The following is a 16,019-nucleotide window of genomic DNA, read 5'->3' as shown; positions in this document are numbered from 1 at the left end:
AATGACCCACCATTGTCCGCATTGTTAAGAGGCGTGGTGGGTCCTGTTGTTATTATATTTAGTCGACAAGGGTCAAATACTTTTACAATTCTTCAAAAAGGTCCATTATCTTACAAAAGTAATAAAATCAACATTAACTGGCACTTCGCCGTTAGCGCGTAGTCGTGTATTAATTTGACCCCGATGATACTGTCCATGCATTGCTACATGCGTTAATATATCACGAACCGAATTAGTGAACTCTGTTCCTTTACTATTTTTATATAATAGTGATTGATCCAAATCCGACTCTTTTAAGTTAGTAAGATAGGTTGTAATAGTCATCTCAATTTGCATTATAAGTTCGGCACATTGTACCATATTCATTTCGGGCCATAATGGAATTTGGGGGCCATCTATACCTTGTAACCTAGTAAACCAAACTTTTTCAGCTGATAGAATATGGGAAAATAATCCGCATACCTCTTGCTTATCACCTTTAATATTTTGCAATGCGTCAAAAATATGAAGATTTGCCCAATGCAAATGCTCATACATTCTTTGAATTGTTTTCAAATTATATCCTCCTCTCGATCCACGAAGCAGATCACGAAATCTGTCCCTTCAGGTGTAGGTGCCTGCTCCCCATTACACGCACGAGCGCAAGCACCTTTCATCAATTATCCCAATCGAACCTAGTATTCTCTGATATTTCTCTCGTTTTTTCATTAGGGAGTGGATCTACTTTACTTACAGAAGGTAGCACTTCATACGCCTTATTTGTTATCCAAATTGTCAAACCTATGACAACGGCAGCTATGATTATACTAAAAATGATAACCCCCGTATATGACATAACAATAGCACCTCTTTTTCAACAATGTTTTATATATCAATATTAACAGAAGAAAGTGTAAATTACGAAATATTATACGATTCAGCCTCTTCGGGACACAGTTCCCGACCCTCTGTCCCAGTCAAACAAAAGAATGGTGCCAATAAACGAGCACCATTCTTTTCCCCAATTTATACAGTTTGTGGTATAGATTCATTCATATCTTCTTTAGCACCTACGCTAAGCCTTGAAGGGATCACAGAAATAATTAGTTCATCGTCTTCATGGTTAAGTATGATGGAACGATAACTTTCTCTTATATCGGCTATTTTCAACGTATCACCAATTTCCAAGTTTGTTACATCTATTAAAATTTCCTCTGGAATTTCTTTTACGTTCGCTGAAATGTTTAGTTCATAAAGCACTTGTTGTAGGATCCCTCCCACTTTAACACCTTCCGCTTCTCCTTTTATTACAACAGGGACCTTCGTGTTAATTTCACTAGTTAAATCCACATAAAGAAAATCGGCATGAATTATTTCTTTAGTGAGAGGGTCTACTTGATAGTCTCCTAGAATCACTTTCTCATCAATTCCTCCCACATTTAGAGAAAGAATCGCATATCTGCCATTTTGTCTTAATAATTTCAATAAATCTCCCTTGTAAACAGATATTGCTTTTGGTTCATGTTTTTTTCCGTAAACAACCGCGGGAATTTGGCCTTTACTTTTCAATTGATTTGAGGCTGATTTTCTAAAATCCTTTCTTACTTCCGCGACTAACTCTTTACTCATAGCACGTCACCTTCCGTTTCAGAATTTTAGACATTGAGATAATCATAATGATAGAATGTCTAATATGTACATAATAAATATGAACAACCTCATTATAGTAAATTGTATGTTTTTTATCAAATTTTTCAAACTTTGCAACTTCTTTATGCATCTATTATTATTCAAATTTAACAAAAACATATGAAAAAATGGGGTCAGTTCACCGCTGTTTTAACGTAGCGAAGGATTTCAATAGCTTCTTTCGCCAATCAAGGCTTTGTCGCTTGATTCTTCTACCATATTTCTTAAATCAGCCCCAGATAGATTCTGGAATACTCTTAGTCCAAACTCTTAATATACGCCCTAAAAACGCCGATATTGGTAAGGGCCCTACCATTCACAGGATTGTTCCGATCTATTTGATTTTCGGCATTGTATTCAGCAATTTCCCATTCCTTTTGAATAATGTAATCGGAAAGGTAATGTACTTTTTTAAATTTCTCAATCATTTCCTCGGTGCAAAACGTGATACTAGATGATAATCGAAAGATATTTTACTAATATAGTATCTAGTTCCATATCTAGTAGTAGATTATTAATGAATTGCATCTAGTACCCTCCGTTTTTATTTGCAGCGTAAGCAACTTTACGGGGAAGGCATCTAAACTGTCAATTCCTAGTTTATCATTAATGAAAAAACGGTGCCCTAGCCCTGTGTTGTAATACTTCCGTTTTCCTAGGTCAGTTAAATCGAAGTGTTCATACGTTCCGAGAAACGTTAAAATAGCGAGTGATATTAATTTAGTCAACAGGTGCCAGGCACTTCGACATTAAATCAATCAACAAGCCACAGCGAATGTTCGCTTAAGTGCATTAGCTGCAGACCAGACACATCCTGTCCCAGTTTAAAAGATTTCTCTGATGAAAGTAAAATTCTTAAGAAGTTCGCTTTCATTGATTATGATAGTATTCGTTAGTTCTTTCGTTCTCAGCACGAATTGTTTAACACCAATAAACTCTGATTCACTTATTAAATAAAACTCTGTCTCCTTTTTGTAACCTTTAAATTGCCTTTTTAGACTATATACTTTCATTGAATAACTCCTAGCTATGAATTTTGCTGAGGCTGCAATCCTAAACTGTCTTCCAACTTTAACTCTGCTAACAGATAGAGCACGGCCCATTCACAGGGTACCGTGCTCTACCAAAAAGTTATTTAACACATTCACAAATTTATTTAGCAGTTACTAACCTAGGAATTGCTTCACTCCAAAGTTTATGAAGTTCATCAACGGTATCTTTAATCACATGTTCACCGTTTACAGAAACAATTAATTTCCCATCGTTCGTTACCGAGCCGATTTGTCTCGCTTCTGTCCATAGATTTTGAAATTGTTCTTTGTTTTCTGCTTTTACAGTTACTAAGAATCTTGATTGTGATTCACTAAATAACGCTACCGTTACGTCACCAGTTAACCTAACTTCAACACCTAAACCTTGTCCATTAAACAAACTCTCAGCTAAGGCAACAGCAAGACCGCCTTCAGATAGATCATGTGCAGATACTACAAGACCTTCTTTAATTGCAGTCGCAAGTATGTTTTGACGGTTCGCTTCCACTTGTAAATCAATCACAGGGGCTTTTCCTAAATATTTACCAGCAATCAAATTTTGCAGTTCACTGCCACCGAATTCAGGGAACGTTTCTCCAATTAAATAAACAAGGTCACCATTATTTTGGAAATGGTTTGGTGTCACATATTTTGTATTTTCGATTAGTCCGACCATACCAATGATAGGTGTTGGAAGAATCGCTTCGTCTTTTGATTGATTATACATGGAAACATTACCGCTAATAACGGGTGTCTGAAGAGCAAGACATGCCTCGCTGATACCATCAATGCTCTCTTCCATTTGCCAAAATACTTCTGGATTATTTGGGTTACCATAGTTCAAGCCATCTGTAATTGCAAGTGGTTTTGCACCAGAACAAACAAGATTACGTGCTGCTTCTGCCACGGCAATTTGTCCACCAACTTTTGGATCTAAATAAATATAACGAGAATTACAGTCCGTCGTAATCGCAATTGCTTTATCCGTACCATCGATTTTCACGATCGCCGCATCAGATCCAGGACCGACAATGGTGTTTCCTTGTGCCTCTGCATCATATTGCATGTATGCCCATTCCTTGCTCGCAATTGTCGGCTGCTGTAATAGTTGTCTTAACATCGCTTGATGATCTTCTACTGTAGGAACTTCATTTTCCATCGCTTGAAATTCTTGATAGTATGCCGCTTCTTTTGATGGTAAATGATAGACAGGTGCCTCATCAGCTAAAATATTGACAGGAATATCTACAACAATCTCACCGTGTTGCTTAATACGGAAGGTTTTCTCCTGTATAACCTCACCGATCACTGCCGCATCCACATCATGTTTCGCAAAAATATCAAGAATTTCCTGCTGCTGACCTTTTTTCACGACTAATAACATACGCTCCTGTGATTCAGACAGCATAATTTCATATGCATTCATACTTTCTTCGCGCTGTGGGACAAGGTCAAGATTCATCTCAATCCCCGTACCTGCTTTCGCTGCCATTTCACTCGCAGATGATGTTAATCCTGCCGCACCCATATCTTGAATACCAACTAATGCATCCGATTGAATGACTTCTAAGCATGCATTCATTAATTTTTTACCGATATGTGGATTACCGATTGCGACTGCAGATTTATTCTCTTCTTTTCCAGCCTCGACAACATCTGAGGAAAACGATGCACCACCAACTCCGTCTTTTCCGGTATCCCCTCCAGCATAAATAACCACATTACCAACACCAGCGGCAACACCTTTTTGCACATCGTCATGAGAAATGAGTCCAACAACCATCGCATTGACTAATGGATTTTCTTCATATTGCTCATCAAATTGTATCTCGCCGCCAACAGTTGGAACATCGATCACATTGCCATAGCTTGCAATCCCACGTACAACCTCAGAAAATAACATTTTTGTACGGTCATTATCTAGATTGCCAAAACGTAATGAATTCATCGCAGCAATTGGCTTTGCTCCCATTGAAAAGACATCACGCATAATTCCGCCCACACCCGTTGCCGAACCTTCAAATGGCTCGACAAAAGACGGACTATTATGACTTTCAATTTTAAAAACAACCGCTTGATTATCTCCAATATCAACAACCCCAGCACCTTCACCAGGTCCTTGTAAAACATGACTTCCTTTTGTTGGGAACCTTTTAAGTAATGGTTTCGATGATTTGTAGCTGCAATGCTCAGACCACATAGCAGAGAAAATACCCGTTTCCGTATAGTTCGGACGACGTTTTAATAGATCCTTCGCTAGTTGATACTCTTCATCTGTTAACCCCATTTCCTTGTATATTTGTTCCTTTTCAATTCGCTCCGGGCTAATTTTATGTTGCGACATCAATAGCTCCCTCCAATATAATTTAAATTGTTTGGTAAATAAGGCTTATTTTTTTCAACTAAGATACTCGCTTCTTCGATATCTTCTGCAACACTTACCTTCATCTGTCCACTATATCATAGCCACAACGACAGGTTTTGACAATACAAGGAAAATAAATAAAAAACCTTCTGTATGAACTGCACCCCAATTGTTAGACACCATCTAACAACTGGAGGTGCAGTTCACCTATGAATCCCACGGAATTGTCTGGATGGCTGATCAGGCACTCTATACATCAAAAACAAAGGGCAGAAACCGTGTGTGTCTTTATATTCAAGAAAATAAAAAAAAGAAAAAGCTGAGCTAAGCTAGAGTTATTACAGTTATTTAAGGAGCAAGGTACAACTTTGCTCCCTTTTTAATAAAATTCATTCATCTAACAAAAGTAAAAAATCAACATTAACCGGTAATTCGCTGCTAGCACATAGTCGTGTATTAATTTGACCCCGATGGTGACTATTCGCTAATAAAAACAGAGCAATCACCAAACGTTTGCCCTGTTTTTGGATATGTTATTCTATTTCAACGCTTTTATCTTCGCCTTTTCTTTTTCTTCGTCCATTTTAAATTCATCTGTTACTTCGTCGACCATTTCTTTTGTCGATGACTTGAATTCTCTTAATGTTTCTCCAATCGCTTTGCCTAACTGAGGCAATTTTGATGGACCAAAAATAATTAGGGCAATTGCGAGAATTAGAATTAAACCGGGAACACCAATATTCATCATCTGTACTCAACTCCTTTGTATTATTAAACTAGCAATCCACCTTGTTGCAAATATTTTTCAATTCCTTCAGCAGCACGATAAGCCAGTGCTCCAACCGTCGCTGTAGGATTGTAGCCGGAGTTATGTGGGAATGCACTCGCACCAGGAATGAAGACATTATGAAAATCCCACATTTGCAAATAATTGTTAAGTACGCTTGTTTCCGGTTCAGCCCCCATGATGGCTCCACCGGTATTATGGGTTGATTGATATGGAACAATGTTATAAGGTCCCCGCTTGTTACTGGTAATAACATGATCAGCTCCCATTGCCTCCATAATTTTCCCTGCCTGAGTACCCGTAAATTCAATCAATTTTCGATCCTGTTCTTCAAAATCGAATGTTATTCGGAGAAGAGGATGCCCAAAGGCATCTTTATAAGTAGGATCCAAATCTAGAAAATGATGACGATATGGCATCGATGCACCTTGTGAACCAATATTTAATGTCCGGTTTGCATATTTAACTGACTGCTGTTTAAAATCTTTGCCCCAATTTCGTTCTGCATCTTTTGTCGTATTATTAGCAATTGGTCTTTTCCCTGTTTGCGAAAGCGAAATAATGCCACCATGGATAAACTCCAAATCGGAATGGTCAAAATTATCACCATTGAAGTCATCAAGTGCCGCACCTAGCGCACCAGCACCAGCATACGTATTAAATTCCCTATTTTCAAAAAATCCTACTGCCGATGCACCCATTGTTTGATAAGCATAGTTTTTACCAACAACACCACGACCCGTATCCGGATTGTAAGGTGTTCCCATTTGTGAAATGAGCAGTAACTTCACGTTATTCAATACGTAGCTTGTGACAGAGACCACCTCTGCTGGCTGAAAGATTTCCTCTCCCGTATTCGTATCGATGTATATTACACCTGTTGCTTTTTTCCCATCATGAATAATTTTAGTAACATTTGCATTAGTTCTAAGTTCAAAATTACCAGTTTGCTTTGCGACTGGAATAACGGTTACAATTGGATCAGCCTTAGAACCGAATTCACAGCCAAACCGCTCACAGAAGCCACAGTATTGACAGGCTGCCCGTTCAATTCCATCAGGATTTTTATAGTTTTCTGATAGGTTAGCTGACGGTAGGCGATATGGATGTAAACCTAGACTTTTAGAACCTTCCATAAATAGATTTATAGCAGGTGTCGATTTCATTGGTGGCGTTGGATACGGGTTCGAGCGTTTACCATGAAGTGGGTTCTCTTCACCTGAAATCCCACACATTTGTTCAAATTTATCAAAATAGGGTTCGATTACATCCCAAGTAATGCCCCAATCTTGAAGAGTCATATCCGCAGGAATTTTGTCTTTTCCATAACGTTCAATCGTTTTTGTCTTAATTTCAAAATCGTATGGAAGGAAGCGTACCGTCATCCCATTCCAGTGGGTACCGGCTCCTCCTACCCCATCGCCTAATAAAAACGAGCCATATTGGCGCATTGGTAGCGCTCTCATTTTTGTGTTGTTTCGAAAGGTAATCGTTTCTTTTGATAAATCCTGCATTAATTCAAACCGACTTGCATAGCGCAGTTCATCATGGCCCATTAAGAAATCTTCTGTCTTGCGCTCTTTACCTCTCTCTAATCCAACAACCTTGTAGCCTTTTTTCGCCAATTCCGCAGCAATAATTCCTCCCGTCCAGCCAAGGCCCACAATGACAACATCGGTTTTAGGTAGTTCCTTTGCCATATGATCACTTCCTCCTCTAATGTTGATGATTTTGATGCTGAGAATTTAAACTTTGCGGCTTAATAACTTGAAATTCCTCGGAATCGATGATTTGCGCATAGGTCATTTGGTGTCCTGGATAATTTTTCATTTTCCATGCTTCCATTTGATTATTCCCACCATACATTGGATCGGCATACACACCTTCAATTGTGACCGTTCTTAATTGGGCAAAGAAAGAAGATGCGGAAATTCCTTTTAATTCAACCTGATCTTGCTCAAAGGCAATGAGAACTTGATCTTGTTCTTCTGCAGTTAGTTGCTCGAATGGCTTTTGAAAGGTTTTTTGGCTGTAATCATGAAGACCTTGTAAGCCAATATCGAAAATTTGCTGACGATTTAAATGACCTTGATAACCTTGCGTCGCTTCACCTTTGAAAAATGGACCCATTGTATACTCTCGACCTCTTGTACCCCATGAACTCGCTAATTGATGGTCAATAAAATAGGCAACATTTAACTTTTTAGCACCGGGCCCAAGCTCATCTTCTGGAAAGATTCTTTCCGCTGCCGCCTCGGCAATTCTAAATTGCTGTGGACTAAAATACATCAAAGCGCGATTGGCATTGTTTTCTACAATCTTCTCTACTGGAACTTCTTTCGTTACCTCAACTTCCTTTGTCTTTCGAAACTGACTGCCAATACCAGCGCCGACTGCCAGACCACCAATGGTTAACCCTGAATTTTTCAAAAAGTTTCTTCTGCTATACCTTTTTTGTTCCTCTTTGTTTTCCATTGATTACCCCTCCGTTTTTTTAGTTTTCTTAATAGACCACTTTGAACAGAGAATGCTGATTTCAAATAGTAGGAATAGAGGTATGATGATTAATAAATCTGAAACAACATCTGGTGGTGTCATAGAAACACCAATAACCACTAACACAAAATAGGCTAACTTTCTCATCTTTCTTAATTTATCAGGGTCCAAGATTCCTAGTTTTGTTAAAAATAAAACGACAACTGGCATTTCAAAAATAATACTAATTGGAAAAACAACATTAAACATAAACGTAAAATATTGGGCTATTCCATAGGTTTCCATCGCTCCGATATTTTGATTGATTGTTGACATAAAATCTAGAACCAATGGAAACACAACAAAATAACTAAAAGCAACTCCAATGATAAATAAGAAGAAAGAAAGCGGCACGTAAAGTAAAGTCCCTTTTGACTCATCTTCGGTTAATCCTGGTTTAACAAAAGCCCATGTCTGATAGAGAAAAATTGGTAAAGTAAATAAGAGGGCAACAATGAAAGCGCATTTAAAATAAATCAAAAAACCATCGGTAAATCCAAAGACATTCCAATCAATCGAAACAGATGCAGCTTTTTTAATATAGTTCAATAGTTTTTGAGAAATAAGAAAACCAATAGTTAAAGCCACTACAAAAACACTAATCACAATAATCAGACGTTTTCTTAATTCAGATAAATGTTCAACTAGTGTCAATTCCTCCTCAATATGTTCCATAGAAATCACCTTTTTACGATAATATTTTGCTACTGAACTATGAAACTTGAAAAGCACGATGGAAAAGGTTGACTTTCAATTTACAATCATTGTATTAAGGACATACTTACAATATTCCCCATACTGTATATAAAAATATTTACTTTTTGTTTTTTTACTTAAAGAAAAAAACTCCCTAGTACAAACAATTAAAATTCTTGCTTGAATAAGGAGTTTCTATTATTAGCAGTACATATCTAACTTATAATCGACAGGCGCTATGCACTTCGACATTAAATAAAGTAAAAAAATTGATAAGTGACCGTTCACTAAAGCTTCAGGGGAGGTATTACTTTAACCGTATAGCTATATGACTCAAATTCGAGTCCTATTTTGTTGGGAAGGTGATTTACAAATTCATCCTATTTATTGATTTTCAATTACAGATTTCGGATTCCCTCTCAAAGTATGCTTTAATACCTTCCCACTGGCATTACGTGGAAGTGTATTCATAAACACAACTTCTACAGGCAATTTATATTTAGCCAATTTTGTTTTGCAATAAGAAACGACTTGCTCTTCCGAAAGCTGTTGTCCTTCCTTTAAAACGATATACGCTTTTGGCACTTCTCCATATACTTGATGTGGTATGCCGATCACCGCAGCTTCTAATATTTCCGGTATTTGATATAATACTTCTTCAACCTCTATTGGATAAATATTTTCTCCGCCACGAATAATCATATCTTTTTTACGGTCAACAATATACAATAAACCGTCTTCATCAAAACGCCCTAAATCGCCACTATACATCCAGCTATCTCTAAGTACTATTTTTGTTTCTACTTCATTTTTAAAATAACCTTTCATGACTTGCGGCCCTTTAACAATAATTTCGCCTACTTCACCTACTGGCACAGCATTGCCTTCTGGATCGACCACTTTAACCTCTGTCCGTGGCAGCATTTCACCGACTGAACCAATTTTGTTGAGCGCATAATGATCTTTTAGCGTCGTTGCGCCAGGGGAATTTTCCGTTTGTCCATATAAATTCTGCACCTTGATGTCTGGGAATTGCGTTTTTATTTGACGAACCAATACATACGGCATCGGTGCGGCACCGTATGCAAATAATCGTAAATTTGATAAGTCTATTTCCGCCATCCTAGGCATATTTAATATAATGCTATACATTGCTGGAACTCCAAAAAATATCGTCACCTTCTCTAATTCCATCGTATTTAGCGTTTTTTCAGGTGAAAAGGCCTCTTCAATTACAACGGTGCCTCCCTTATAGATTACCGGTACACTAAAACAGTGGGTAGCAGCACAATGAAAAAGGGGTGTTGAAATTTGCATACGATCTTCTGTTTTCAGCTCCAACGCTTCCCCCCAAATTTGGATGATAGCCCTAACATTACCTGCCGACAACATTACACCTTTTGGTTTTCCTGTGGTACCAGATGTATAAAAAATAATGGCGGTATCATCCTGATCTACTAATACTTCCTGAAAGGGTATAGAATTATCAAGAAGAATGTTTTCAAAGGTAGAATCCTTCCCAACTGCCAACAGATTCTCAAATTGTTCAAGATTAAGCTGATGAATAATCTCGTTGAGACGATCATCATAAATAAGCGCTTTTGCTGCAGAGTGAGTCAATATATATTCAATTTCCGGAACTGTTAATTTTGTATTAATAGGTATTACCGTAAAACCACCTAGTTGGCATGCATAATAACATATTAAAAAATAGTCCGAATTGTTAAGTAATAAAGCAATTTTATCTTCTTTTTGATAACCTTTTATTTGAAAATAACCCGCTAAATTCTTTGCCTGTTGGTAAAATTGGCCATACGTAGTTTCTCTTCCTTGAAATGTTGTAATCACCTTTTCAGATTGCACCTTTGAATGTTCTGCCAACTTTTCGAATACAAACATCGATCATAACCCCTTTCAAAATTGTACTGATTTAGTCAACCACACTTCTACCATTCTGGCTTCCAGTTCATTTACAACCTATTTTCAATTTATTGGAAGTTATAAATCTAGTTGTTTGGCAATAATGGTTTTCATAATTTCAGTGGATCCTGCGTAGATACTTGCAACAGGAGTATCCCGATAACGTCTAGCAATCTCATATTCTTCTATATAGCCGTATCCACCATGAAGGTGTAGACATTCTGCAGCAACCCGTTTTGTCATTTCAGTGATCCACCACTTTGCCATAGATGCTTCTTTAATTAGCTTTTCACCTTTTGCGTGTCGCTCAACTACTCGATGAATGAAGGAACGACCAAGCTCGATTTCTGTCGCCATTTCCGCAATTTTAAACTGTGTATTTTGGAATTTACTAATTAAGGTACCAAAGGCTTGACGATTTTTCACATAATCAATCGTCAAACGCAGCATCTCCTCCGCTTCAACTAGACACTCAATCGCAACCACTAACCGTTCTTGCTGTAATTTGTCCATCAAATAATAAAACCCTTTCCCCTCTTCACCCAGCAGGTTAGAAACAGGCACCTTGGCATCCTCAAAAACGAGTTCTCCAGTATCACTACAATGCTGCCCAATTTTGTCCAGCTTCTTTCCTCTTTTAAAGCCTTCCGTCCCATTTTCAACCAGTAGCAAGCTTATTCCCCTATGGGAAGGGGAAGCTTTTGGATCTGTTTTGCAAACTAAGATAACTAAATCCCCATAAATAGCATTTGTTATAAACGTTTTTTCTCCATTTACTATGTAATAGTCCCCTTCACGCCTTGCTGTTGTTTTGATGTTGGCTAAATCCGAGCCAGCTCCAGGTTCAGTCATGGCAATCGCTGTAATCACTTCACCACTTATACATCCTGGCAGCCATTTTTGTTTTTGCTCTTTTGTTCCCAGTGATAAAATGTAAGGGCTTACAATATCAGTGTGAAGCGTCATACTAGAAGCCAATCCCGCTCCAACCTTTTGAAGTTCTTCAATTAAAATCATTGAATACGTAAAGTCCAAACCTAATCCCCCGTACTCTTCTGCAATCCACGGACAAAGAAATCCATTTTCCCCCATCTTCAACCAAAATTCCCTTGGAATCTTTTGCTCTTTATCCCAATGGTTATAATAGGGATATGCTTCTTTCTCAAGCATTTTTCGCAGTGAATTTCGAAATATTTGATGTTCTTCCGTAAAAAAAGTTGCTTCCATTTTCAAACCTCCATTTTCAAACTAGTCTAAACTCCTTTATTTTTATCTATCCTTATAAAGGCTATGAGTATAGATAAAACCCTTTGCCACTTTTTCGTCCTAGCTCTCCTGCTGCAACCATTTTTCTTAACAATTCTGGGACTCTATATTTTGAATCTTGGGTTTTAATATATAATGCTTCTTGTATATGTAGCATCGTATCTAATCCAATCATATCCGCAAGTCGAAGTGGTCCAATCGGATGATTAGCCCCTAGCATCATACCTTTATCAACGTCCTCCGGAGATGCTGTACCTTCATCCACTAGAGAAATAGCTTCACAAATCAGCGGAACAAGAAGGCGATTAACTACAAATAAAGGAGTGTCATTCACACGTATACTTTCTTTATTGATTGATGAAACAAACTCTTCTGCTTTTTCTAGTGTTTTATTAGACGTTTCCTCCGTACCCGTTATTTCTACTAGATTCATCAATGGTACTGGGTTGAAAAAATGCAAACCACATACACGGTCACGACGATTTGTTGCGGAAGCAATTTCTGAAATTAACAAACTGGATGTATTAGAAGCCAGAATTGTTTTCTGTTCACATAATTCATCAAGCTCTTTAAATAAAGCTAGCTTTATCTCAATATTCTCAATAATTGCTTCGATCACAAGATCTGCGTTCTTTAAATGATTTTTGTCTGTTGTAAATGCGACACGATTTACAATTTCATCCACTTGAATTTCCGTTTTCTTTTGAGCAAGCTTCTCTAAGTTTTTTGAGATTATCTGTTTTGCTTTAGTTAACACATCCTTGTTAACATCCACTAATACAACTTCATAACCACTCGTTGCAAAGACTTGGGCGATTCCATTACCCATAATTCCTGATCCAACTACACCAATTTTCATTTCTACTCCTCCTCTTTAACGAAAAAACTAGGGAAATTCATCTTAACTAATCGAGACGATTTGCAGGTTAGACATGTTCAATTACCATTGCGATTCCTTGCCCACCGCCAATACATAAACTCGCAACAGCATATCTGCCATTACGACGTCTTAATTCATAGGCAGAAGATAGTAATATTCGCGCTCCACTTGCTCCTACTGGATGACCTAGAGCAATTGCGCCTCCATTTACATTTGTTTTTTCACGGTCCAAACTTAATTCTTTTTCCACGGCGAGATACTGAGCCGCAAAGGCTTCATTTACTTCTACCACATCGATATCAGCTAGTGTAAGCTCAGCGCGTTCCAATGCTTTCTTAATGGCAGGAACTGGACCAATCCCCATTATCGAAGGGTCAACACCAGCCACGGCCCAAGATACAATTCTTGCAATTGGTTTTAGGTTATTTTCAACAACAGCGTTCTTACCTGCAACAATCAAAGATACTGCACCATCGTTAATTCCAGACGCATTCCCTGCAGTGACAGTACCATCTTGCTTAAAGGATGGTTTGAGTAGACTCATAGATTCTAAGCTTGCATCCGGTTTAAGATGTTCATCTTTAGAAATCATGATGCTACCTTTTCTTGTCTTTACCTTGACAGGCACAATCTCTTCTGCAAAGATTTGATTTGTTGCTGCTTTTGCTGCTCGTTTATTGGATTCAATTGCAAACAAATCCTGTTCTGTTCTAGAGATTTCATACATTTCTGCCAACTTTTCAGCAGTCATCCCCATCCCTTTCCCCGTATATTGGTCAGTTAAGGTTGCTAAAAGCATATCCTCCGATGATAAATTCCCCATTTTCGGGCCAAATCTTTGCGTAAAATTGGAAAATGGTGCTTGTGACATGTTTTCTGCACCACCAGCCAATACAATATTGGCATCCCCTACTAAAATATGTTGTGCGGCACAAACAACAGACTGCATTCCTGAACCGCATAAACGATTTAATGTTAAAGCCGGCACTTCTTGCGGTATACCACTATACAACCCAATATGGCGAGAAAGATAGGGGGCACTTTTTTGGGTGTGAATAACATTTCCGAAAATAACATGGTTAATCTGTTCCGGAACTACCTTTGACCGTTTCATAGCCTCAACTGCTGTAGCAGTCCCAAGCTCTGTTGCACTCATATTAGTAAAAGAACCTCCAAATTTTCCAAAAGCTGTCCTAGCGCCATCAACTATATATACTTCACTCATTACTATTCCTCCTATCGATCTTTTCATATACTTTTATGCCCTACTACCTTCTCGAAAAGTCCGCCTTTCGTTTTTCCATGAATGCTTTAACCCCCTCCTTCATATCTTGGGTAAGGCAAAGACTTGCAAAATATTTAGTTTCCAATTCCTGCCCTTCTGCTAAGGAAACATCTAATCCTCTATTCACTACAGCTTTTACATTTGATATCGACAAAGGGGCATTATTTACTATTTGCTTTGCTAAACGAACGGAAGCTTCATAGGATTCACCATTCGGAACAACTTCTTCTACTAATCCATAATTAATCGCCTCCTCAGCACTAATGGCAGCACCTGTAAACATCATTTTTTTTGCTTTTCCAGGTCCAATCAGTCTACTAAGACGCTGAGTACCTCCATATCCTGGCAAAATCCCAAGGCCTGTTTCTGGGAGACCCAATTTTGCCTTCTGCTCTGCTATTCGTATATCACAAGCGAGCGCCAATTCCAGACCACCTCCTAATGCAAATCCATTAATGGCACAAATCACAGGAAACGGTGCATTTTCTAATTTATCAAAAATCTCTTTTCCTTTTTCAACTAAATGCTTACCGCTTTCCTCATTAAGAGTAGGAAATTGGTTAATATCTGCCCCAGCCACAAAAGCTTTTTCACCATTACCACGGATGATTAAAACCCTGCATATTGGTTGGGCCAATATTTCATTGATAACGTCATCTATTTCTGATAATAATTCATCAGTAAGAACATTTAATGGAGGATTGTCAATTGTCAGAGTATAAATAAACCCATTAATCTCGTACATAACGAAGTTACGCTTTACTTCTTTCAACATGCATCTCCCTTCCTTTTAAACGACGATTATTCTTATACTAACTAATAAAACATTAAACATTACCCTTACAAAGTTTGGATTAACTATCCTTAACGTCTAGCGCAAATTACTGAAAATTAGGAAAATTAATCTTATCAGCTTTACTTACAGAATCCTCTATAGAAGTAACTTTATTAAAGAGTTTGAATAAATATTTGCAATTTCTTTTTCGCTATATTTCCCATCAGTAGAATACCATGTTTGAATCCAGTTCATTGCTCCTAAAATCATCATTCGTGCCATTTTTGGATCTGATACCGAGAATTCACCTTTGCTCAGACCTTCCTCAATGATTCTATCAATGATTGAAGTAATTTTTTCCCTTTGCTCTAAGACACTTCGAAGATGGTTTTCTTCAATAAATAATTGTTCAGGTTGAATAATCATATTAAACATATCTCTTTCATTTATTAGAAATTTAATATGGGTTATAATCGCTTTCTCTATTTTTGCGCGAGCCGGTAAATCCATTCGGCTAATTTCCTCCATTACCGTAATTGCCTCATTAAAAATTAATTCGTGACACTGAAATACTAATTGTTCCTTGCTGTCAAAATAGTAATAGAGTGATCCTTTTGTCATTAATAATTCCGCTGCTATATCATCCATTGTTGCACGATCATACCCTTTTTCTTTGACAATCTTTGCTGCTGAACGTAGCATCTCTATACGTTTCTTCTCTGTTTTTTGCTTACGTAAACTCATGTTTAACACCTTTTCCCCCTTCCCATCAAACTAAGTGCATATTTTTATAATATTCTTATCATTTAAT

14 protein-coding genes are annotated in these 16,019 nt (G+C 37.7%); all 14 read right to left on the bottom strand.

All coding sequences use genetic code 11. The features are described from left to right. Nucleotides 1–105: 105 nt before the first annotated feature. Nucleotides 106–555 carry a DinB family protein gene (locus BAZO_RS06220; protein ID WP_003330495.1) on the bottom strand — a complete coding sequence of 150 codons (450 nt, stop codon included), beginning with the start codon at nt 553–555 and terminating at the stop codon, nt 106–108. Nucleotides 556–1,005: 450 nt separating this feature from the next. Next, on the bottom strand, nt 1,006–1,608 hold the full coding sequence (locus BAZO_RS06210) for a 50S ribosomal protein L25 (RefSeq protein WP_003330494.1): 603 nt from the start codon (nt 1,606–1,608) through the stop codon (nt 1,006–1,008). An 884-nt stretch (nt 1,609–2,492) separates the two neighbouring features. Then, nucleotides 2,493–2,681, bottom strand: coding sequence for a hypothetical protein (locus tag BAZO_RS06205; protein WP_003330492.1), 189 nt, complete (start codon nt 2,679–2,681; stop codon nt 2,493–2,495). 139 nt (nt 2,682–2,820) lie between these two features. After that, nucleotides 2,821–5,043, bottom strand: coding sequence for a phosphoribosylformylglycinamidine synthase subunit PurL (purL, locus tag BAZO_RS06200; protein ID WP_003330491.1), 2,223 nt, complete (start codon nt 5,041–5,043; stop codon nt 2,821–2,823). A gap of 559 nt (nt 5,044–5,602) precedes the next feature. Next, nucleotides 5,603–5,812, bottom strand: coding sequence for a twin-arginine translocase TatA/TatE family subunit (gene tatA / locus BAZO_RS06195; RefSeq protein ID WP_003330490.1), 210 nt, complete (start codon nt 5,810–5,812; stop codon nt 5,603–5,605). A gap of 23 nt (nt 5,813–5,835) precedes the next feature. Further along, on the bottom strand, nt 5,836–7,551 hold the full coding sequence (locus BAZO_RS06190; RefSeq protein WP_003330488.1) for a GMC family oxidoreductase: 1,716 nt from the start codon (nt 7,549–7,551) through the stop codon (nt 5,836–5,838). 16 nt (nt 7,552–7,567) lie between these two features. Then, nucleotides 7,568–8,326 carry a gluconate 2-dehydrogenase subunit 3 family protein gene (locus BAZO_RS06185; protein ID WP_003330487.1) on the bottom strand — a complete coding sequence of 253 codons (759 nt, stop codon included), beginning with the start codon at nt 8,324–8,326 and terminating at the stop codon, nt 7,568–7,570. A 3-nt stretch (nt 8,327–8,329) separates the two neighbouring features. Next, complete coding sequence (gene tatC, locus BAZO_RS06180; protein ID WP_003330486.1) at nt 8,330–9,061, bottom strand: twin-arginine translocase subunit TatC; 732 nt, start codon at nt 9,059–9,061, stop codon at nt 8,330–8,332. A 405-nt stretch (nt 9,062–9,466) separates the two neighbouring features. Beyond that, nucleotides 9,467–10,981 (bottom strand): class I adenylate-forming enzyme family protein, encoded by a 1,515-nt coding sequence (locus BAZO_RS06175; RefSeq protein ID WP_003330485.1) that lies wholly within the window; start codon nt 10,979–10,981, stop codon nt 9,467–9,469. 99 nt (nt 10,982–11,080) lie between these two features. Further along, the gene (locus BAZO_RS06170) at nt 11,081–12,229 is read right to left on the bottom strand and encodes an acyl-CoA dehydrogenase family protein (RefSeq protein ID WP_003330484.1); all 1,149 of its coding nucleotides are present in this window, start codon (nt 12,227–12,229) and stop codon (nt 11,081–11,083) included. Nucleotides 12,230–12,290: 61 nt separating this feature from the next. Continuing rightward, nucleotides 12,291–13,127 carry a 3-hydroxyacyl-CoA dehydrogenase family protein gene (locus BAZO_RS06165; RefSeq protein ID WP_003330483.1) on the bottom strand — a complete coding sequence of 279 codons (837 nt, stop codon included), beginning with the start codon at nt 13,125–13,127 and terminating at the stop codon, nt 12,291–12,293. A gap of 67 nt (nt 13,128–13,194) precedes the next feature. Beyond that, nucleotides 13,195–14,373, bottom strand: a complete 1,179-nt coding sequence (locus BAZO_RS06160; RefSeq protein ID WP_003330482.1) for an acetyl-CoA C-acetyltransferase — start codon at nt 14,371–14,373, stop codon at nt 13,195–13,197. Between the two features lie 43 nt (nt 14,374–14,416). Beyond that, nucleotides 14,417–15,208, bottom strand: a complete 792-nt coding sequence (locus BAZO_RS06155) for an enoyl-CoA hydratase/isomerase family protein (protein ID WP_003330481.1) — start codon at nt 15,206–15,208, stop codon at nt 14,417–14,419. A 156-nt stretch (nt 15,209–15,364) separates the two neighbouring features. After that, a complete protein-coding gene (locus BAZO_RS06150) occupies nt 15,365–15,952 on the bottom strand; it encodes a TetR/AcrR family transcriptional regulator (protein WP_003330480.1) in 588 nt (195 codons plus the stop codon). Between the last annotated feature and the right edge of the window lie 67 nt (nt 15,953–16,019).

It is taken from the genome of Schinkia azotoformans LMG 9581, from assembly GCF_000307855.1.
GTDB classification, from domain to species: Bacteria; Bacillota; Bacilli; order Bacillales; family Bacillaceae_J; genus Schinkia; species Schinkia azotoformans.
Note: the sequence above shows the minus strand (reverse complement) of the source record. Positions and strands in the feature narration are given on the sequence as shown.